This is a genomic window from Enterobacter sp. MGH 24 (genome assembly GCF_000493015.1).
Taxonomy (GTDB): Bacteria; Pseudomonadota; Gammaproteobacteria; order Enterobacterales; family Enterobacteriaceae; genus Enterobacter.
This window is the reverse complement of record NZ_KI535657.1, coordinates 4,649,377-4,669,257: the sequence shown is the minus strand read 5'-3', so window position 1 is coordinate 4,669,257 and position 19,881 is coordinate 4,649,377. Positions and strand designations below refer to the sequence as shown.

Annotated in this window: 16 protein-coding genes; 14 read left to right on the top strand and 2 right to left on the bottom strand. The window is 55.4% G+C overall.

Annotated elements, in window-relative coordinates; genetic code table 11:
• The first annotated feature begins 75 nt into the window (after window positions 1-75).
• A complete protein-coding gene (locus L370_RS00330; RefSeq protein ID WP_023336406.1) occupies window positions 76-1,908 on the top strand; it encodes an SLC13 family permease in 1,833 nt (610 codons plus the stop codon).
• 54 nt (window positions 1,909-1,962) lie between these two features.
• On the opposite strand, the gene yfbR is transcribed toward L370_RS00330, so the two are convergent.
• Together yfbR and alaA are read right to left on the bottom strand one after the other, a co-directional pair.
• Window positions 1,963-2,562 (bottom strand): 5'-deoxynucleotidase, encoded by a 600-nt coding sequence (gene yfbR, locus L370_RS00335; protein WP_023312539.1) that lies wholly within the window; start codon window positions 2,560-2,562, stop codon window positions 1,963-1,965.
• Window positions 2,563-2,680: 118 nt separating this feature from the next.
• Window positions 2,681-3,895 carry an alanine transaminase AlaA gene (alaA, locus tag L370_RS00340; RefSeq protein ID WP_008500204.1) on the bottom strand — a complete coding sequence of 405 codons (1,215 nt, stop codon included), beginning with the start codon at window positions 3,893-3,895 and terminating at the stop codon, window positions 2,681-2,683.
• A 938-nt stretch (window positions 3,896-4,833) separates the two neighbouring features.
• Between alaA and lrhA the strand changes: the two genes are divergently transcribed.
• From lrhA to nuoM, 13 genes are all read left to right on the top strand, one after another.
• Window positions 4,834-5,772 carry a transcriptional regulator LrhA gene (gene lrhA, locus L370_RS00345; RefSeq protein WP_021241557.1) on the top strand — a complete coding sequence of 313 codons (939 nt, stop codon included), beginning with the start codon at window positions 4,834-4,836 and terminating at the stop codon, window positions 5,770-5,772.
• A gap of 630 nt (window positions 5,773-6,402) precedes the next feature.
• Window positions 6,403-6,843 carry an NADH-quinone oxidoreductase subunit NuoA gene (gene nuoA / locus L370_RS00350; protein WP_003861475.1) on the top strand — a complete coding sequence of 147 codons (441 nt, stop codon included), beginning with the start codon at window positions 6,403-6,405 and terminating at the stop codon, window positions 6,841-6,843.
• A gap of 15 nt (window positions 6,844-6,858) precedes the next feature.
• Window positions 6,859-7,533 (top strand): NADH-quinone oxidoreductase subunit NuoB, encoded by a 675-nt coding sequence (gene nuoB, locus L370_RS00355; protein WP_003861482.1) that lies wholly within the window; start codon window positions 6,859-6,861, stop codon window positions 7,531-7,533.
• Window positions 7,534-7,622: 89 nt separating this feature from the next.
• Window positions 7,623-9,425, top strand: coding sequence for an NADH-quinone oxidoreductase subunit C/D (gene nuoC, locus L370_RS00360; protein WP_023312537.1), 1,803 nt, complete (start codon window positions 7,623-7,625; stop codon window positions 9,423-9,425).
• Between the two features lie 2 nt (window positions 9,426-9,427).
• The gene (gene nuoE / locus L370_RS00365; protein ID WP_006176513.1) at window positions 9,428-9,928 is read left to right on the top strand and encodes an NADH-quinone oxidoreductase subunit NuoE; all 501 of its coding nucleotides are present in this window, start codon (window positions 9,428-9,430) and stop codon (window positions 9,926-9,928) included.
• Window positions 9,925-11,262: an NADH-quinone oxidoreductase subunit NuoF gene (nuoF, locus tag L370_RS00370; protein WP_023312536.1), complete on the top strand. Its 1,338-nt coding sequence runs from the start codon at window positions 9,925-9,927 to the stop codon at window positions 11,260-11,262. The genes nuoE and nuoF overlap by 4 nt, the downstream gene beginning before the upstream one ends.
• A gap of 55 nt (window positions 11,263-11,317) precedes the next feature.
• On the top strand, window positions 11,318-14,041 hold the full coding sequence (gene nuoG / locus L370_RS00375; RefSeq protein ID WP_023336405.1) for an NADH-quinone oxidoreductase subunit NuoG: 2,724 nt from the start codon (window positions 11,318-11,320) through the stop codon (window positions 14,039-14,041).
• Window positions 14,038-15,015: an NADH-quinone oxidoreductase subunit NuoH gene (gene nuoH / locus L370_RS00380; protein WP_008500211.1), complete on the top strand. Its 978-nt coding sequence runs from the start codon at window positions 14,038-14,040 to the stop codon at window positions 15,013-15,015. The genes nuoG and nuoH overlap by 4 nt, the downstream gene beginning before the upstream one ends.
• Window positions 15,016-15,028: 13 nt before the next feature.
• Window positions 15,029-15,571, top strand: a complete 543-nt coding sequence (gene nuoI, locus L370_RS00385; protein ID WP_003861491.1) for an NADH-quinone oxidoreductase subunit NuoI — start codon at window positions 15,029-15,031, stop codon at window positions 15,569-15,571.
• Window positions 15,572-15,581: 10 nt separating this feature from the next.
• Entirely contained in the window at window positions 15,582-16,136 is a 555-nt protein-coding gene (gene nuoJ, locus L370_RS00390; protein ID WP_023336404.1) for an NADH-quinone oxidoreductase subunit J, read from the top strand.
• Window positions 16,133-16,435: an NADH-quinone oxidoreductase subunit NuoK gene (gene nuoK / locus L370_RS00395; RefSeq protein WP_003861496.1), complete on the top strand. Its 303-nt coding sequence runs from the start codon at window positions 16,133-16,135 to the stop codon at window positions 16,433-16,435. Before nuoJ ends, nuoK begins: the two co-directional genes overlap by 4 nt.
• Window positions 16,432-18,273, top strand: a complete 1,842-nt coding sequence (nuoL, locus tag L370_RS00400; protein WP_014884634.1) for an NADH-quinone oxidoreductase subunit L — start codon at window positions 16,432-16,434, stop codon at window positions 18,271-18,273. The genes nuoK and nuoL overlap by 4 nt, the downstream gene beginning before the upstream one ends.
• A gap of 76 nt (window positions 18,274-18,349) precedes the next feature.
• Window positions 18,350-19,879: an NADH-quinone oxidoreductase subunit M gene (nuoM, locus tag L370_RS00405; RefSeq protein ID WP_023336403.1), complete on the top strand. Its 1,530-nt coding sequence runs from the start codon at window positions 18,350-18,352 to the stop codon at window positions 19,877-19,879.
• Window positions 19,880-19,881: the final 2 nt, after the last annotated feature.

Genomic DNA, 19,881 nt, shown 5'->3' with positions numbered 1-19,881 from the left:
TCACATGATATAGCCCCACATTGCTGGGGCTTTTTTATGGCACAATTTCTCCTCTCCCACTGACAAGGACATGTTGTGAACGGTGAACTGATTTGGGTCCTGAGCCTGCTTTTAATCGCCATCCTTCTTTTTGCAACGGGCAAGGTGCGCATGGACGCCGTCGCCTTGTTTGTCATCGTCGCGTTTGTGCTGAGCGGTACGCTCACGCTGCCGGAAGCCTTCTCCGGGTTTAGCGATCCTAACGTTATCCTGATTGCCGCTCTGTTTATTATCGGTGATGGGCTGGTGCGTACCGGCGTGGCAACCATCATGGGGTCGTGGCTGGTCAAGGTGGCCGGTAGCAGCGAAACCAAAATGCTGATCTACCTGATGGTGACCGTCGCCGGGCTGGGGGCGTTTATGAGCTCAACGGGCGTGGTCGCCATCTTTATCCCGGTGGTGCTGAGCGTCTCCATGCGGATGCAGATCTCACCGTCGCGCCTGATGATGCCCCTGAGTTTTGCCGGTTTGATCAGCGGCATGATGACGCTGGTGGCCACGCCGCCGAACCTGGTCGTCAACAGCGAGCTTATCCGGGAAGGATTCCAGGGCTTCAGTTTTTTCAGCGTCACCCCGCTTGGGCTGGTCATTCTGGTTATGGGCGTGGTCTACATGCTGCTGACCCGGTTTGCCCTGAAAGGTGAAAAACAGGACAAAAATAAAGAAGGGTGGAAGCGACGCACCTTCCGCGATCTGATTAAAGAGTACCGCCTCACCGGGCGCGCGCGCCGCCTGGCTATTCGCCCCGGATCGCCGATGGTGGGACAGCGCCTTGACGACCTGAAGCTACGTGAGCGCTATGGCGCGAACGTGATCGGCGTAGAGCGCTGGCGTCGTTTTCGCCGGGTGATCGTCAACGTCAACGGAGTGTCGGAATTCCGCGCGCGGGACGTCCTGCTGATTGATATGTCCACCGCGGACGTGGATCTGCGCGAGTTTTGCAGCGAACAGCTGCTGGAACCGATGGTGCTGCGCGGGGAGTACTTCTCCGATCAGGCGCTGGATGTTGGCATGGCCGAAGTATCGCTGATCCCGGAATCGGAACTGTTGGGTAAAACCGTGCGGGAAATGGGGTTCCGAACCCGCTATGGCCTGAATGTCGTGGGGCTGAAGCGCGATGGCGTGGCGATGGAAGGGGCGGTGGTGGATGAGCCGATCCTGCTGGGCGATATCTTCCTGGTTGTCGGTAACTGGAAGCTGATTAGCCAGCTCGGGCAAAAAGGGCGCGATTTTGTGGTGCTCAACATGCCTGTCGAGGAGAGCGACGCCTCCCCGGCGCACAGCCAGGCGCCCCACGCGATTTTTTGTCTGGTGCTGATGGTGGCGCTGATGCTGACCGACGAGATCCCCAATCCGGTCGCGGCCATTATCGCCTGCCTGTTGATGGGCAAATTCCGCTGCATTGACGCCGAAAGCGCGTATAAAGCCATTCACTGGCCGAGCATTATTCTCATCGTCGGGATGATGCCCTTCGCCCTGGCGCTGCAAAAAACCGGCGGGGTGGATTTGATCGTTAAAGGCTTAATGGACGTTGGCGGTGGGTATGGGCCGTACATGATGCTGGTCTGTCTGTTTATCATGTGCGCCACCATCGGTCTGTTTATCTCCAATACCGCAACGGCGGTACTGATGGCCCCGATTGCGCTGGCGATGGCCAAATCCATGGGCGTGTCGCCGTATCCCTTTGCGATGATGGTCGCAATGGCAGCCTCCGCGGCATTTATGACGCCCGTTTCTTCACCGGTGAATACGCTGGTACTGGGGCCCGGGAATTACAGGTTCAGTGATTTCGTGAAGCTGGGCGTGCCGTTCACCGTGCTGGTGATGCTGGTATGCGTGGTGTTGATACCGGTCCTGTTCCCGTTTTAGCGTGAGCGCAGAAATGTAGGCCGGGTAAGGCGAAGCCGTCACCCGGCGAAAAAATCACAACGGAGAATCCTGGCTAATCTCATCCAGCGATAAATGGAAGCTCGGTACAAACACCTGCATAAAGTAGTCCATCTCTTCGCTGCGGCGGGATTCCAGCGTTTTTTCCAGACGCGTTTTTGCCAGTAGAAATTCGTTATTTCCCGCAGACAGCTCTTCCAGGCACTTCAGGTAGGCGCAGAGCGCGTCGGCCTGTTTGACCAGCGATTTTTCATCTTCCGTATACTGATGCTCATCAATGAGCGGCTCAAAGATGTCGCGCAGCTCGTCCGGCACCATGTCAATCAGCTTCTGCTGGGCAATCTTCTCGATGGCCTTATATTCCTGCGCAATCTGCGAGTTAAAATATTTCACCGGCGTAGGCAGGTCGCCGGTCAGCACTTCTGACGCATCGTGGTACATCGCCAGCAGGGCGATGCGCTCTGGATTGACCTGACCGTTGAATTTGCGGTTTTTAATGGCGGCCAGCGCGTGAGCGACCATCGCAACCTGCAGACTGTGCTCTGACACATTTTCCGTGCGGACATTGCGCATCAGCGGCCAGCGGTTGATGAGTTTCAGGCGGGAGAGGTGGGCAAAGAAATGACTCTGGCTCATAGGTTACCTTTTGTCTTCACTGCGACAGGCGTTCATTGTGCGGGGAGGGGAGGGAAGATGCAAATTTGAAGGTGTTGTAGGCCGGGTAAGCGCAGCGCCACCCGGCAGAAAGCCAGCGTTACTGATGATAACCGGACAGGAAGCGCCCGAAGCGGCTGATGGCCATTTCGAGATCGTCTTCGCGCGGCAGCGTCACGATACGCACGTGATCCGGCCACGGCCAGTTAAACGCCGTACCCTGAACCAGCAGCACTTTTTCCTGCAGCAGGAAATCGAGCACCATTTTCTGGTCGTCGTGAATATTGAAGCGCTTCGCGTCAATTTTCGGGAACATATAGAGCGCGCCGTTCGGCTTCACGCAGGAGACGCCCGGAATATCGTTGATCAGCTCCCACGCGCGGTTGCGCTGTTCGTACAGGCGACCACCGGGAACGATGAACTCGCTAATGCTCTGATAGCCGCCGAGCGCCGTCTGGATCGCGTGCTGTGCCGGAACGTTGGCACATAAACGCATGGAGGCCAGCATTTCCAGCCCTTCAATATAGCCTTTGGCATGCTTTTTCGGACCGTTCAGTACCATCCAGCCCTGACGGAAACCGGCCACGCGGTAGGTTTTAGACAGGCCGTTAAAGGTGACGGTCAGCAGGTCCGGGGCCAGCGCGGCGATTGAATGGTGCTGTGCCGCGTCGTACAGGATCTTGTCGTAAATTTCGTCGGCAAAGATGATTAGGTTGTGCTGGCGGGCGAGCTCGACGATCTCCATCAGCAGCTCTTTTGAGTACACTGCGCCCGTCGGGTTGTTCGGGTTAATGATCACGATCCCGCGCGTGCGGGGCGTAATTTTCGCGCGAATATCATCGAGGTCCGGGAACCAGTCGGAGGACTCGTCGCACAGATAGTGCACGGCCTTGCCGCTGGACAGTGATACGGCAGCCGTCCACAGCGGATAATCCGGCGCGGGTACCAGCATTTCGTCCCCGCTGTTCAGCAGCGCCTGCATCGCCTGCACGATCAGTTCAGAGACGCCGTTGCCGATATAAATGTCTTCAACGGTAACATCACGCATACCGCGTGCCTGGTAGTGCTGCATGATGGCTTTACGTGCAGAGTAAAGTCCTTTTGAATCGCAATAGCCTTGTGCAGTAGGAAGGTTGCGGATCACATCAACCAGAATTTCATCCGGCGCTTCAAAACCAAATGGCGCAGGGTTACCAATGTTGAGTTTCAGAACCTTGTTGCCTTCTTCTTCAAGGCGTTTTGCCTCTTTCAGAACCGGGCCGCGGATGTCATAACAGACGTTATCTAGCTTGCTGGATTTTTCGATAGGGGACATGAACCTTTAACCTTTTCGCTATTATTGCCACTCCCTGCCGTGGAAGTCAGCACGGAATAATGTACTCCCCCCTCGCTTCGTTTTGAAGGGTGTGCAGTAGAAGATTTTGTATCGGTGGCAAAATTTTGATAAATCTTTTTTGCTGCGTGTGCGCTTTTATGCTGGCGTAAAGTTGTGCGCACAGTGCTATGTTAGGTTAAATGTGCTATTCATTTGTCAGAATTGTGTATATTGTGCTGGTAAAAATAAGTGGCGAGCAGGACAAAGGTGGCAATCACCCTGAGTGACATTTCGTTAAACCTGAATGCTTGATACATGTTCCTGTAATAGCATGCTGTGGCTAAAAGTTACTCATGTGAAATTAATGTTAAGTGCCATTAATGAATGGTCTTAATCTAAATTAAAATTTATTTATTATTAACCTAAAAAATGCAACTTTAGTTAATTCTAATAAAATTAGTTTAGAAGCTTAACATTCTTCTTTAATCCTCAATATTGCAATAAGACTTATAAATAAAGTGGATTTGGGTTAAGATGTCTTTCAGGAAAGCAGAGGTCAGATACCAGCTTTTTGTATATCTGACACTGGTTTTCCGAATTAATTGATTGTTATTGTTGGAGTTATCTCTGGCTGGAATGTGTCGAACATCTCCTGCTACGTTGACAGCGCTGCGATAAAGATGGCAGAAAAGGTGTTACACCTTTAATGTAATTTACATAAACCTGCGAACATCTAAATATCCTGAACGTTTAAGAGAATAAAAATAACGTCATGAAACGTGCTTTCTGACTGTTGATATAAAGCAGCACAATAACTATCTGTCAGGCAGTCTGCCGGGCCGGGATGCGAGGGAAAATCTTCAGAGGGAATTGCTTAACTGTACACACACAGCTTCAACCCGGGCAGCTCCGCACGAGCAACCTGAAAGTGAATTGATATGATAAATGCAAATCGTCCGATAATGAATCTCGACCTCGATCTGCTGAGAACGTTTGTTGCGGTCGCCGATCTCAACACTTTTGCAGCAGCTGCTGCCGCCGTTTGCCGAACTCAGTCTGCCGTCAGCCAGCAAATGCAGCGGCTGGAGCAACTGGTTGGTAAAGAGCTTTTTGCGCGTCATGGGCGTAATAAGCTCTTAACGGAACACGGTATTCAGCTTCTGGGTTATGCCAGGAAAATTCTTCGCTTTAATGATGAAGCATGTATGTCATTAATGTTTAGCAACCTTCAAGGGGTGCTAACGTTAGGCGCATCTGATGAGTCAGCGGATACTATATTGCCGTTTCTTCTCAATCGAATTAGTTCGGTTTATCCGAAGCTTGCGCTGGACGTTAGCGTAAAGCGTAATGCCTTTATGGTTGAGATGTTAAATGAGAATAAAGTCGACCTGGTGGTGACGACGCATCGTCCCGGGCAGTTTGATTGCCTGACGCTGCGTACATCCCCTACGCACTGGTATTGCGCAGCCGAATACGTGCTGCAAAAAGGTGAGCCGGTTCCACTGGTCTTACTGGATGACCCGAGCCCGTTCCGCGATATGGTGCTGACGGCGCTGAATGAGGCCAACATTCCGTGGCGTCTGGCGTATGTGGCTTCCACGCTGCCAGCGGTCCGTGCCGCCGTGAAGGCCGGTCTGGGTGTAACGGCCCGTCCGGTAGAGATGATGAGCCCCGATCTGCGCGTTCTGGGTAAATCCGATGGTCTTCCTGCGCTGCCGGATACGGAGTATCTGCTCTGCCACAATTCGTCCAGTCATAACGAGTTGGCCAAAGTGGTGTTCGAGGCGATGGAAAACTACCATAACCCGTGGCAGTTCGAGCGCGTTACCTCCGAAGGGGGGGACGACTCCCTGATCGTTGAAGGGGACTTTGAGTGATCGATAGCTCAAAATTCTGGTAACAAAATGTAAGTGTAAAAAAAAGCCACTCATGTGATTTTGACATGCAGTGGCTTTTTTTTAGCAAAAATACCCGCTTATGGCGCATGGATTTTCAGGATATTCTCTATTTATCAATAAGCTAAATGCTTTTGCTTAAAACTTGTCCGTTTTCCGTTCTAACTTCATCCACATCCCTCTCATGTTAAAAAAACAGGAAATATGTTGCCGTTTTCCAGGTTGAATTAACAAAAGCGTGTCTCAGATCAAGAAAATACTCCTATTTGGGGGGAGGAATCGTTGGCAAATCCTGTCAAAATAGGAGGGTTATTTTTTTTACTTCCGAAACGGACACGATTCAACAACATACATTTGACGGAAAGTCATGCACCCACCAGGGTTAAAGGGCACCAAATGTTAATGAGAATCGCTCGATGTAATTTAATGTGAAGAAACCTTTGTTAAAGTTGACAATAGGTTATAGAAAGGAGTAAAAAACCCCATCATTTTGCTGTCTACGTCTCATTTCTGACAGTTAGTGTAAGGTTATTTGTTCCTCCCCATGAATCGATGTGATGCCCATCTGCCAGCAAGAGCAGTGTCGTTGGTATCACTTTTGATGAGTAAGCAATGAGTATGTCAACATCCACAGAAGTCATCGCTCATCACTGGGCATTCGCAATCTTTCTTATTGTAGCCATTGGCCTGTGCTGCCTGATGTTAGTCGGCGGCTGGTTCCTGGGCGGTCGCGCCCGCGCAAGGCACAAAAACACACCTTTCGAATCAGGTATTGATTCAGTAGGTACCGCTCGCTTACGCCTGTCTGCCAAGTTCTACCTGGTAGCCATGTTCTTCGTCATCTTCGACGTGGAAGCGCTTTACCTCTTCGCGTGGTCTACCTCCATTCGCGAAAGTGGTTGGGTGGGCTTTGTCGAGGCCGCAATTTTCATTTTAGTGCTACTGGCCGGTCTGGTTTATCTGGTGCGTATCGGCGCGCTGGACTGGACACCTGTGCGTTCACGCCGTGAACACATCAACCCGGAAAACAGTATCTCTAATCGTCAGCAGTAACAGCGAGGCAATAAGATGGATTATACGCTCACCCGCATAGATCCTAACGGTGAGAATGACCGTTACCCCCTGCAAAAACAGGAGATCGTAACCGACCCCCTGGAGCAAGAAGTCAATAAAAGCGTGTACATGGGCAAACTCGAACATGCCATGCACGATATGGTCAACTGGGGTCGTAAGAACTCCATCTGGCCATACAACTTTGGCCTTTCTTGCTGCTACGTTGAAATGGTGACGTCATTCACTGCGGTGCATGACGTTGCGCGTTTTGGGGCAGAGGTACTGCGTGCTTCCCCACGTCAGGCTGACCTGATGGTGGTAGCCGGTACGTGCTTTACTAAGATGGCACCTGTAATTCAGCGTCTTTATGACCAGATGCTGGAGCCTAAATGGGTTATTTCCATGGGCGCATGTGCAAACTCTGGCGGTATGTACGACATTTATTCCGTCGTGCAGGGCGTAGATAAGTTTATTCCAGTGGATGTGTACATCCCGGGTTGTCCGCCACGTCCGGAAGCTTACATGCAGGCGCTGATGCTGCTGCAGGAGTCTATCGGTAAAGAGCGTCGCCCACTGTCGTGGGTTGTTGGCGATCAGGGTGTGTATCGCGCGAACATGCAATCTGAGCGCGAGCGTAAACGTGGTGAACGTATTGCCGTCACCAATCTGCGTACGCCTGACGAAATTTAATTTGCGCCTGTAGGCCTGGAGAACACCTTCGCATATCACTACTCAAATAGCGCGAAGCCAGGCTCAACAGTCACCACGGACCATTTGCAATGGTGAACAATATGACCGACTTAACCGCGCAAGAAGCCGCCTGGCAGACAAGGGATCATCTGGATGACCCCGTCATTGGCGAACTGCGCAACCGTTTTGGGCCGGATGCCTTTACTGTTCAGGCTACCCGCACCGGGGTACCCGTTGTTTGGGTGAAGCGTGAGCAATTGCTGGAAGTTGTCGATTTCCTCAAGAAATTGCCAAAACCGTACGTCATGCTGTTTGACTTACACGGCATGGATGAACGTCTGCGTACCCACCGCCAGGGCCTCCCTGCTGCGGATTTTTCCGTTTTCTACCACCTGATCTCAATAGACCGTAATACGGATATCATGCTCAAGGTGGCATTGTCTGAAAACGACATGCATCTGCCGACGATCACCAAACTTTTCCCGAACGCCAACTGGTACGAGCGTGAAACCTGGGAAATGTTCGGCATGACCTTTGACGGCCACCCGCACCTGACGCGCATCATGATGCCGCAGACCTGGACAGGCCACCCGTTGCGTAAAGACTACCCGGCACGTGCCACCGAATTCGATCCGTTTGAGCTGACCAAAGCCAAGCAGGATCTGGAGATGGAAGCGCTGACCTTCAAACCGGAAGACTGGGGCATGAAGCGCGGTACCGACAACGAGGACTTCATGTTCCTCAACCTCGGTCCGAACCACCCGTCTGCGCACGGTGCATTCCGTATTATTCTTCAGCTTGATGGCGAAGAGATTGTCGACTGCGTACCGGACATCGGCTACCACCACCGTGGTGCTGAGAAGATGGGCGAGCGTCAGTCCTGGCACAGCTACATTCCGTATACCGACCGTATCGAGTACCTCGGCGGCTGCGTCAACGAAATGCCATACGTGCTGGCCGTTGAGAAACTGGCGGGTATCGTTACGCCGGATCGCGTTAACGTGATTCGCGTCATGCTGTCAGAGCTGTTCCGTATTAACAGCCACCTCCTGTACATCTCCACGTTCATTCAGGACGTCGGCGCGATGACCCCGGTCTTCTTCGCCTTTACCGACCGTCAGAAAATCTACGATCTGGTCGAAGCGATTACCGGCTTCCGTATGCACCCGGCCTGGTTCCGTATCGGCGGCGTGGCACACGATCTGCCGCGCGGCTGGGACCGTCTGCTGCGTGAATTCCTCGACTGGATGCCAAAACGTCTGGCGTCCTACGAGAAAGCCGCGCTACGTAACACCATCCTGAAAGGCCGTTCCCAGGGCGTTGCTGCCTACGGCGCGAAAGAAGCGCTGGAATGGGGTACGACAGGTGCAGGTCTGCGTGCGACCGGTATTGATTTCGACGTGCGTAAAGCCCGTCCTTACTCTGGCTACGAGAACTTCGACTTTGAAGTCCCGGTGGGCGGCGGTGTTTCCGACTGCTACACCCGCGTGATGCTGAAAGTAGAAGAGCTGCGCCAGAGTCTGCGCATCCTTGAGCAGTGCCTCAACAACATGCCGGAAGGCCCGTTCAAGGCGGATCATCCGCTGACGACGCCGCCGCCGAAAGAGCGCACGCTGCAGCATATCGAAACCCTGATCACCCACTTCCTGCAGGTTTCCTGGGGTCCGGTCATGCCGGCGCAAGAATCCTTCCAGATGATTGAAGCGACCAAGGGTATTAACAGTTACTACCTGACCAGTGACGGCAGCACCATGAGCTACCGTACCCGCGTGCGTACCCCGAGCTTTGCGCACCTGCAGCAGATCCCGTCCGCCATCCGCGGCAGTCTGGTCTCCGACCTGATTGTGTATCTGGGTAGTATCGATTTTGTTATGTCAGATGTGGACCGCTAATTATGCACGAGAATCAACAACCACAAACCGAGGCTTTTGAGCTGAGTGAAGCAGAACGTGCTGCCATTGAGCACGAGATGCACCACTACGAAGACCCGCGTGCGGCGTCCATTGAAGCGCTGAAAATCGTACAGAAACAGCGTGGTTGGGTGCCGGATGGGGCGATCTACGAGATCGCAAAAGTGCTGGGTATTCCGGCAAGTGACGTAGAAGGCGTAGCTACGTTCTACAGCCAGATCTTCCGTCAGCCGGTTGGCCGCCATGTGATCCGCTACTGTGACAGCGTTGTCTGCCACATCACCGGTTATCAGGGTATTCAGGCTGCGATTGAGAAGAAGCTCAATATCAAGCCGGGCCAGACCACGTTCGATGGACGCTTTACTCTGCTGCCAACCTGCTGCCTGGGTAACTGCGACAAGGGGCCGACCATGATGATTGATGAGGACACTCACAGCCATCTGACGCCGGAAGCGATTCCTGACCTGCTGGAGCAGTACAAATGAAAACTGTAATTCGTACTGCTGAGACGCATCCGCTGACCTGGCGTCTGCGCGATGACAAACAGCCGGTATGGCTCGACGAATACCAGAGCAAAAACGGCTATGCCGGTGCGCGTAAAGCCCTTGGCGGCATGGCGCCGGATGACATCGTTAATGCGGTGAAAGACTCCGGCCTGAAAGGGCGCGGCGGCGCAGGTTTCTCCACCGGTTTGAAGTGGAGCCTGATGCCGAAAGACGAATCCATGAACATCCGTTACCTGCTGTGTAACGCCGATGAAATGGAGCCGGGCACCTATAAAGACCGCCTGCTGATGGAGCAGCTGCCGCACCTGCTGGTGGAAGGCATGCTGATCTCCGCGTTTGCACTGAAAGCGTACCGTGGCTACATCTTCCTGCGCGGTGAGTACATCGAAGCGGCGGAAAACCTGCGTCGCGCGATTGCGGAAGCGACCGAAGCGGGACTGCTGGGCAAAAACATCCTGGGCACCGGGTTTGACTTCGAGCTGTTCGTGCACACCGGTGCAGGGCGTTATATCTGCGGTGAAGAAACCGCGCTGATTAACTCCCTGGAAGGCCGCCGCGCGAACCCGCGTTCCAAGCCACCGTTCCCGGCAAGCTCCGGCGTATGGGGTAAACCGACCTGCGTAAACAACGTCGAAACCCTGTGTAACGTTCCTGCGATTCTCGCCAACGGCGTGGAATGGTATCAGGGCATCTCTTCAAGCAAAGATGCCGGAACCAAGCTGATGGGCTTCTCCGGTCGCGTTAAAAATCCTGGCGTCTGGGAACTGCCGTTCGGTACCACCGCGCGCGAAATTCTTGAAGACTACGCCGGCGGCATGCGCGATGGTCTGAAATTTAAAGCCTGGCAGCCGGGTGGGGCAGGGACTGACTTCCTGACCGAAGCCCACCTTGACCTGCCAATGGAATTCGAAAGCATTGGTAAAGCAGGCAGTCGTCTGGGTACGGCGCTGGCGATGGCCGTCGACCACGAGATCGGCATGGTCTCGCTGGTGCGTAACCTGGAAGAGTTCTTCGCCCGCGAGTCCTGCGGCTGGTGTACACCGTGCCGTGATGGTCTGCCGTGGAGCGTGAAGATCCTGCGTGCAATCGAACGTGGCGAAGGCCAGCCTGGGGATATCGAGACGCTTGAGCAACTGTGTCGATTCTTAGGCCCGGGTAAAACCTTCTGCGCCCACGCACCGGGTGCCGTCGAACCTCTGCAGAGCGCGATCAAATATTTCCGCGACGAGTTCGAAGCAGGCATCAAGCAGCCGTTCAGCAATACCCATGCGATTAATGGGATTCAGCCGAACCTGCTTAAAGCGCGCTGGTAACGACAAGAATTTTGATTAACGCTCGGTTTCGACCGAGCCAACTGGAAGCATGCTAATGGCTACGATTCATGTAGACGGCAAAGAATACGAAGTCAACGGGGCGGACAACCTGCTGGAAGCTTGTCTGTCTCTTGGCCTCGATATTCCGTACTTTTGCTGGCATCCGGCGCTGGGCAGCGTCGGTGCTTGCCGCCAGTGTGCGGTGAAGCAATATCAAAACGCGGAAGACACGCGTGGTCGCCTGGTGATGTCCTGTATGACGCCAGCCACCGAAGGCACCTTTATTTCGATTGATGACGAAGAAGCGAAACAGTTCCGCGAAAGCGTTGTGGAATGGTTGATGACCAACCACCCGCACGACTGTCCGGTCTGTGAAGAGGGCGGTAACTGCCACCTTCAGGATATGACCGTGATGACCGGCCACAGCTTCCGTCGCTATCGCTTTACCAAGCGTACCCACCGCAACCAGGACCTGGGGCCGTTCATCTCTCACGAAATGAACCGCTGCATCGCCTGCTACCGCTGCGTGCGTTACTACAAAGACTACGCGGACGGTCAGGATCTGGGCGTATACGGCGCGCACGATAACGTCTATTTCGGTCGCCCGGAAGACGGCGTGCTGGAAAGCGAATTCTCCGGTAACCTGGTAGAAATCTGCCCGACCGGCGTATTCACCGATAAAACCCACTCCGAGCGTTACAACCGTAAATGGGACATGCAGTTTGCGCCAAGCATCTGCCAGCAATGTTCCCTCGGCTGTAACACCAGCCCGGGTGAGCGTTACGGCGAACTGCGTCGTATCGAAAACCGTTACAACGGCACCGTTAACCACTACTTCCTGTGCGACCGCGGTCGTTTCGGCTATGGCTATGTGAACCTGAAAGACCGTCCGCGTCAGCCGGTTCAGCGCCGTGGCGATGACTTCATTACCCTGAACGCTGAACAGGCGATGCAGGGCGCGGCCGATATTCTGCGCCAGTCGAAGAAAGTGATCGGTATCGGCTCCCCGCGCGCCAGCATCGAAAGCAACTTCGCGCTGCGCGAGCTGGTTGGCGCGGAAAACTTCTATACCGGTATCGCCCAGGGCGAGCAGGAACGTCTGCAACTGGTACTGAAAGTGCTGCGTGAAGGCGGTATTCATACCCCTGCGCTGCGCGAAATTGAATCCTATGATGCGGTTCTGGTGCTGGGTGAAGACCTGACGCAGACCGGCGCACGCGCGGCTCTGGCGGTTCGTCAGGCGGTGAAGGGTAAAGCGCGTGAAATGGCAGCCGCGCAGAAAGTGGCCGACTGGCAGATTGCGGCGATCCTGAACATCGGGCAGCGCGCGAAGCATCCACTGTTTGTGACCAACGTCGACAACACCCGTCTGGACGATATCGCGGCGTGGACCTACTGCGCACCGGTTGAAGATCAGGCGCGTCTTGGCTTTGCGATTGCCCACGCGCTGGACAGCAACTCTCCGGCGGTAGAACTGGATCGCGACCTGCAGAACAAGGTTGACGTGATTGTTCAGGCCCTGGCGGGTGCGAAGAAACCGCTGATTATTTCGGGCACTAACGCCGGCAGCGCCGAGATCATTCAGGCGGCAGCCAACGTTGCCAAAGCCCTGAAGGGCCGCGGTGCGGACGTCGGCGTGACCATGATTGCCCGTGCGGTGAACAGCATTGGTCTGGGCATGATCGGCGGCGGCTCGCTGGAAGAAGCGTTAAGCGAACTGGAATCCGGTGCCGCTGACGCCGTTGTGGTGCTGGAAAACGACCTGCACCGCCACGCCTCTGCCGCTCGCGTTGACGCCGCGCTCTCCAAAGCGCCGCTGGTGATGGTCATTGACCATCAGCGCACCGCGATCATGGACAAAGCGCACCTGGTGCTCTCTGCGGCAAGCTTCGCAGAAAGCGACGGTACCGTTATCAACAACGAAGGCCGCGCGCAGCGTTTCTTCCAGGTTTACGACCCGGCGTACTACGACAGCAACACCGTGATGCTGGAAAGCTGGCGCTGGCTGCACTCCCTGCACAGCACCGTGCAGAGCCGTGAAGTGGACTGGACGCAGCTCGACCACGTTATCGACGCGGTAGTCGAAAAACTGCCTCAGCTGGCAGGCATTAAAGATGCCGCGCCTGAAGCAAGCTTCCGCATCCGCGGCCAGAAACTGGCGCGTGAACCGCACCGCTACAGCGGCCGTACCGCGATGCGCGCCAACATCAGCGTGCACGAACCGCGCCAGCCGCAGGATAAAGACACCATGTTCGCCTTCTCCATGGAAGGGAACAACCAGCCGTCTGCGCCGCGTTCGCAAATCCCATTCGCATGGGCGCCGGGCTGGAACTCCCCACAGGCATGGAACAAGTTCCAGGCTGAAGTGGGCGGCTCCCTGCGCCACGGCGATCCGGGCGTACGTCTGATTGAAGCCTCCGAAACCGGTCTGGACTTCTTTACCACCGTACCGGCGAGCTTCCAGGCGCAGGACGGCAACTGGCGTATCGCGCCGTACTACCATCTGTTCGGTAGCGACGAGCTGTCTCAGCGTTCTCCGGTCTTCCAGACCCGTATGCCGCAGCCGTACATCAAGCTCAACCCGGCGGATGCCGCGAAGCTTGGCGTTAACGCTGGCGCAAACATTGCCTTTAGCTATGACGGCCAGACAATCAGCCTGCCGCTGATTATCTCCGAAGGTCTGACAGCAGGGCAGGTGGGTCTGCCGATGGGTATGCCTGGCATCGCGCCGGTACTGGCGGGTGCGCGTCTTGATAATCTGCAGGAGGCAAAAGCATGAGTTGGTTAACGCCGGATCTTATCGACATCCTGCTGAGCATTCTGAAAGCGATTGTTATCCTGCTGGTGGTGGTCACCTGCGGCGCGTTCATGAGCTTTGGTGAACGTCGTCTGCTCGGTCTGTTCCAGAACCGTTACGGACCGAACCGCGTGGGCTGGGGTGGTTCACTCCAGCTGGTCGCGGACATGATCAAGATGTTCTTTAAAGAGGACTGGATCCCGCGCTTCTCGGACCGCGTGATCTTTACTCTGGCACCGATGATCGCCTTCACCTCGCTGCTGCTGGCGTTTGCTATCGTTCCGGTCAGCCCGACCTGGGTGGTCGCTGACCTGAACATCGGCATTCTGTTCTTCCTGATGATGGCAGGCCTCGCGGTTTACGCGGTGCTGTTCGCAGGCTGGTCCAGCAACAACAAATACTCGCTGCTGGGTGCGATGCGTGCTTCCGCGCAGACCCTGAGCTACGAAGTGTTCCTGGGTCTCTCCCTGATGGGCGTGGTGGCGCAGGCCGGTTCATTCAACATGACCGACATCGTCAATAACCAGGCCGACATCTGGAACGTTATCCCGCAGTTCTTTGGGTTTATTACCTTTGCTATCGCGGGCGTGGCGGTGTGTCACCGTCACCCGTTTGACCAGCCAGAAGCCGAACAGGAACTGGCCGACGGTTACCACATCGAATATTCCGGTATGAAATTCGGTCTGTTCTTCGTGGGCGAGTACATCGGTATCGTCACCATTTCCGCGTTGATGGTAACGCTGTTCTTCGGTGGCTGGCATGGCCCGTTCTTACCGCCGTTCATCTGGTTCGCGCTGAAAACCGCGTTCTTCATGATGATGTTCATTTTGATTCGCGCAGCGTTACCGCGTCCGCGTTATGACCAGGTAATGTCCTTCGGCTGGAAAGTGTGCCTGCCGCTGACGCTCGTCAACTTGTTGGTAACGGCCGCTGTCATTCTCTGGCAGCAGCCATAAGGGGCTATAGACCATGACCTTAAAAGAATTACTGGTAGGCTTCGGTACCCAGGTACGCAGTATCTGGATGATCGGCCTGCACGCGTTTGCCAAACGCGAAACCCGGATGTACCCGGAAGAGCCGGTATATCTGCCGCCGCGCTACCGTGGCCGTATCGTGCTGACGCGCGATCCGGACGGTTCCGAGCGCTGCGTTGCCTGTAACCTGTGTGCGGTAGCGTGTCCGGTAGGCTGTATCTCTCTGCAGAAAGCAGAGACGGTAGACGGCCGCTGGTACCCTGAGTTCTTCCGCATCAACTTCTCACGCTGCATTTTCTGCGGTCTGTGTGAAGAAGCGTGCCCGACCACGGCGATTCAGCTGACTCCAGACTTCGAGCTGGGTGAGTACAAGCGTCAGGATCTGGTGTACGAGAAAGAGGATCTGCTGATTTCCGGTCCGGGCAAATACCCGGAATATAACTTCTACCGGATGGCGGGTATGGCAATCGACGGCAAAGATAAGGGCGAAGCAGAGAACGAAGCTAAGCCTATCGACGTCAAGAGCCTGTTACCGTAAGGAGAGGGCAATGGAATTCGCTTTTTATATCTGTGGCCTTATCGCCATCCTGGCTACGCTGCGAGTGATCACGCACACCAATCCGGTGCATGCGCTGCTGTACTTAATCATCTCGCTGCTGGCCATTTCCGGGGTGTTCTTCGCACTGGGCGCGCACTTCGCCGGTGCGCTGGAAATCATCGTCTACGCCGGGGCCATTATGGTGCTGTTCGTGTTTGTGGTGATGATGCTGAACCTGGGCGGCTCTGAAATTGAGCAGGAACGTCAGTGGTTAAAACCGCAGGTGTGGATTGGTCCGGCAATTTTGTCGGCCATCATGCTGGTGGTGATCGTTTACGCCATTCTGGGCGTCAACGATCAGGGCATCGACGGGACGCCAATTGGCGCGAAAGAGGTCGGTATTACGCTCTTTGGCCCATACGTTCTGGCGGTTGAACTGGCCTCAATGCTGCTGCTGGCAGGTCTGGTGGTTGCTTTCCACGTTGGCCGCGAAGAGCGTGCTGGCGAGGTGCTGAGCAACCGCACTGACGACCGCGCGAAAAGAAAAATGGAGGAGCGCGCATGATCCCCTTAACACATGGACTGATCCTCGCTGCGATTTTATTCGTCCTGGGTTTGACCGGTCTGGTTATCCGCCGCAATCTGCTGTTTATGCTGATCGGTCTGGAAATCATGATTAACGCCTCCGCGCTGGCCTTCGTGGTCGCCGGAAGCTACTGGGGCCAGACCGATGGTCAGGTGATGTACATTCTCGCCATCAGCCTCGCGGCTGCCGAAGCGAGTATTGGCCTGGCGCTGTTGCTGCAGCTCCATCGTCGCCGCCAGAACCTGAACATCGATTCAGTAAGTGAGTTGCGTGGATGAACATGCTTGCCTTAACCATTATTTTTCCGCTGATTGGCTTCGTGCTGCTGGCGTTTTCTCGCGGCCGCTGGTCTGAGAATCTGTCTGCAACCGTGGGCATTGGCTCTATCGGCCTGGCTGCGCTGGTGACGGCGTATGCGGGTATCGACTTCTTTAACAACGGACGTCAGCCATTCAGCGTGCCGCTGTGGACCTGGATGTCGGTCGGTGATTTCAACATCGGCTTCAACCTGGTGCTGGACGGCCTCTCGCTGACCATGCTCTCCGTGGTCACCGGCGTTGGCTTCCTGATCCACATGTTCGCTTCCTGGTACATGCGCGGTGAAGAGGGTTACTCCCGCTTCTTTGCCTACACCAACCTGTTTATCGCCAGCATGGTTGTTCTGGTGCTGGCCGATAACCTGCTGCTGATGTATCTGGGCTGGGAAGGCGTGGGTCTGTGTTCTTACCTGCTGATCGGTTTCTACTACACCGATCCGAAGAATGGCGCAGCGGCCATGAAAGCGTTCGTCGTGACCCGCGTGGGTGACGTTTTCCTCGCTTTCGCGCTGTTCATTCTCTACAACGAACTGGGCACGCTGAACTTCCGCGAAATGGTGGAACTGGCGCCTGCGCACTTCGCCGCAGGCAACAACATGCTGTGGTGGGCAACGCTGATGCTGCTGGGTGGTGCCGTGGGTAAATCCGCGCAGCTGCCGTTGCAGACATGGCTGGCCGACGCGATGGCGGGTCCTACACCTGTCTCCGCGTTGATCCACGCCGCGACCATGGTCACCGCCGGTGTCTACCTGATTGCGCGTACCCATGGCCTGTTCCTGATGACCCCGGAAATTCTGCATCTGGTGGGTATCGTCGGTGCGGTCACGCTGGTGCTGGCAGGCTTTGCCGCGCTGGTGCAGACCGACATCAAACGCGTTCTCGCGTATTCCACCATGAGCCAGATTGGTTACATGTTCCTGGCGCTGGGCGTTCAGGCGTGGGACGCAGCCATTTTCCACCTGATGACGCACGCGTTCTTTAAAGCGCTGCTGTTCCTCTCATCCGGTTCTGTGATTCTGGCCTGCCATCACGAGCAGAACATCTTCAAGATGGGCGGACTGCGTAAGTCCATCCCGCTGGTTTATGTCTGCTTCCTGGTAGGCGGCGCGGCGCTGGCGGCACTGCCGCTGATCACCGCGGGCTTCTTCAGTAAGGACGAAATCCTTGCGGGCGCCATGGCGAATGGTCATATCAATCTGATGGTTGCGGGTCTGGTCGGTGCGTTCATGACCTCCCTGTATACCTTCCGTATGATTTTCATCGTATTCCACGGTAAAGAACAAATTCACGCTCACGCAGGGAAGGGGATCACCCACCACCTGCCGCTGATTGTGCTGCTGGTACTGTCCACCTTCGTCGGCGCGATGATTGTGCCGCCGCTGCAGGGCGTACTGCCAGACACCACCGAGCTTGAGCACGGTCGCGTACTAACGCTTGAAATCACCTCCGGTGTGGTCGCTATCGCGGGCATCCTGATTGCAGCATGGCTGTGGCTGGGCAAACGTACGCTGGTGACTGCCGTTGCCAACAGCGCGCCGGGCCGTCTGCTGGGCACATGGTGGTACAACGCATGGGGCTTCGACTGGCTGTACGACATGATCTTCGTTAAGCCGTTCCTGGGCATTGCGTGGCTGCTGAAACGCGATCCACTGAACAGCCTGATGAATATCCCGGCGATCCTCTCCCGCTTTGCAGGTAAAGGCCTGCTGTACAGCGAGAACGGTTATCTGCGCTGGTATGTGGCGTCCATGAGCATCGGTGCGGTTGTCGTGCTGGCGCTGCTGATGGTGTTGCGTTGATCGTTAAGTGAATTTTATTCGAATTCGTTGAAAATCAGGCCCCTGCTGGGGGCCTTAAAAAGGAATGTAAATCGCCATGTTACTACCCTGGCTAATATTAATTCCCTTCATCGGCGGCTTCCTGTGCTGGCAGACTGAACGCTTTGGCGTGAAGATGCCGCGCTGGATCGCGCTGATCACCATGGGATTGACGCTCGCGCTTGGCCTGCAACTGTGGTTGCAGGGCGGTTATTCACTGACCCAGTCTGCGGGCATTCCGCAGTGGCAGTCTGAGTTCATCCTGCCGTGGATCCCGCGTTTCGGGATTACGATCCACCTGGCGATTGACGGTCTGTCGCTGCTGATGGTGGTGCTGACCGGTCTGCTCGGCGTTCTGGCGGTACTCTGCTCCTGGCGTGAAATCGAAAAATACCAGGGCTTCTTCCACCTGAACCTGATGTGGATCCTGGGCGGTGTGATCGGCGTGTTCCTTGCCATCGACATGTTCCTGTTCTTCTTCTTCTGGGAGATGATGCTGGTGCCGATGTACTTCCTGATCGCGCTGTGGGGCCACAAGGCGTCCGACGGTAAAACGCGTATCACGGCGGCAACCAAGTTCTTCATCTATACCCAGGCGAGTGGTCTGGTGATGCTGATTGCTATTCTGGCGCTGGTGTTTGTTCACCACAACGCGACCGGCACCTGGACCTTCAACTACGAAGAGCTGCTGAAGACCCCGATGTCCCACGGCGTTGAATACCTGCTGATGCTGGGCTTCTTCATCGCGTTCGCGGTGAAAATGCCGGTGGTTCCTTTGCACGGCTGGCTTCCAGACGCGCACTCTCAGGCACCAACGGCGGGTTCCGTTGACCTGGCGGGCATTTTGCTGAAAACGGCGGCCTACGGTCTGCTGCGTTTCGCTCTGCCGCTGTTCCCGAATGCCTCCGCAGAGTTCGCACCGATTGCCATGTGGCTGGGTGTGATCGGTATCTTCTACGGTGCCTGGATGGCCTTCACGCAGTACGACATCAAGCGTCTGATTGCCTACACCTCCGTTTCCCACATGGGCTTCGTGCTGATTGCTATCTACACCGGCAGCCAGCTGGCGTACCAGGGCGCGGTGATCCAGATGATTGCGCACGGTCTGTCCGCAGCCGGCCTCTTCATCCTGTGCGGCCAGCTGTACGAACGTCTGCATACCCGCGACATGCGTATGATGGGCGGTCTGTGGAGCAAAATTAAGTGGCTGCCAGCGCTCTCCATGTTCTTCGCAGTTGCTACCCTGGGGATGCCGGGTACCGGTAACTTCGTCGGCGAATTTATGATTCTGTTCGGCAGCTTCAAAGTGGTGCCGGTGATTACCGTGATCTCCACCTTTGGTCTGGTGTTCGCTTCCGTCTACTCGCTGGCGATGCTGCACCGCGCTTACTTCGGTAAAGCGAAGAGCGAAATTGCTGCACAAGAACTGCCGGGGATGTCGCTGCGCGAGCTGTTCATCATCCTGCTGCTGGTCGTACTGCTGGTGCTGCTGGGCTTCTTCCCGCAGCCGATTCTGGATACCTCGCATAGCGCGATGGGTAACATCCAGCAGTGGTTTGTTAATTCTGCTTCTACTACAAGGCCGTAATT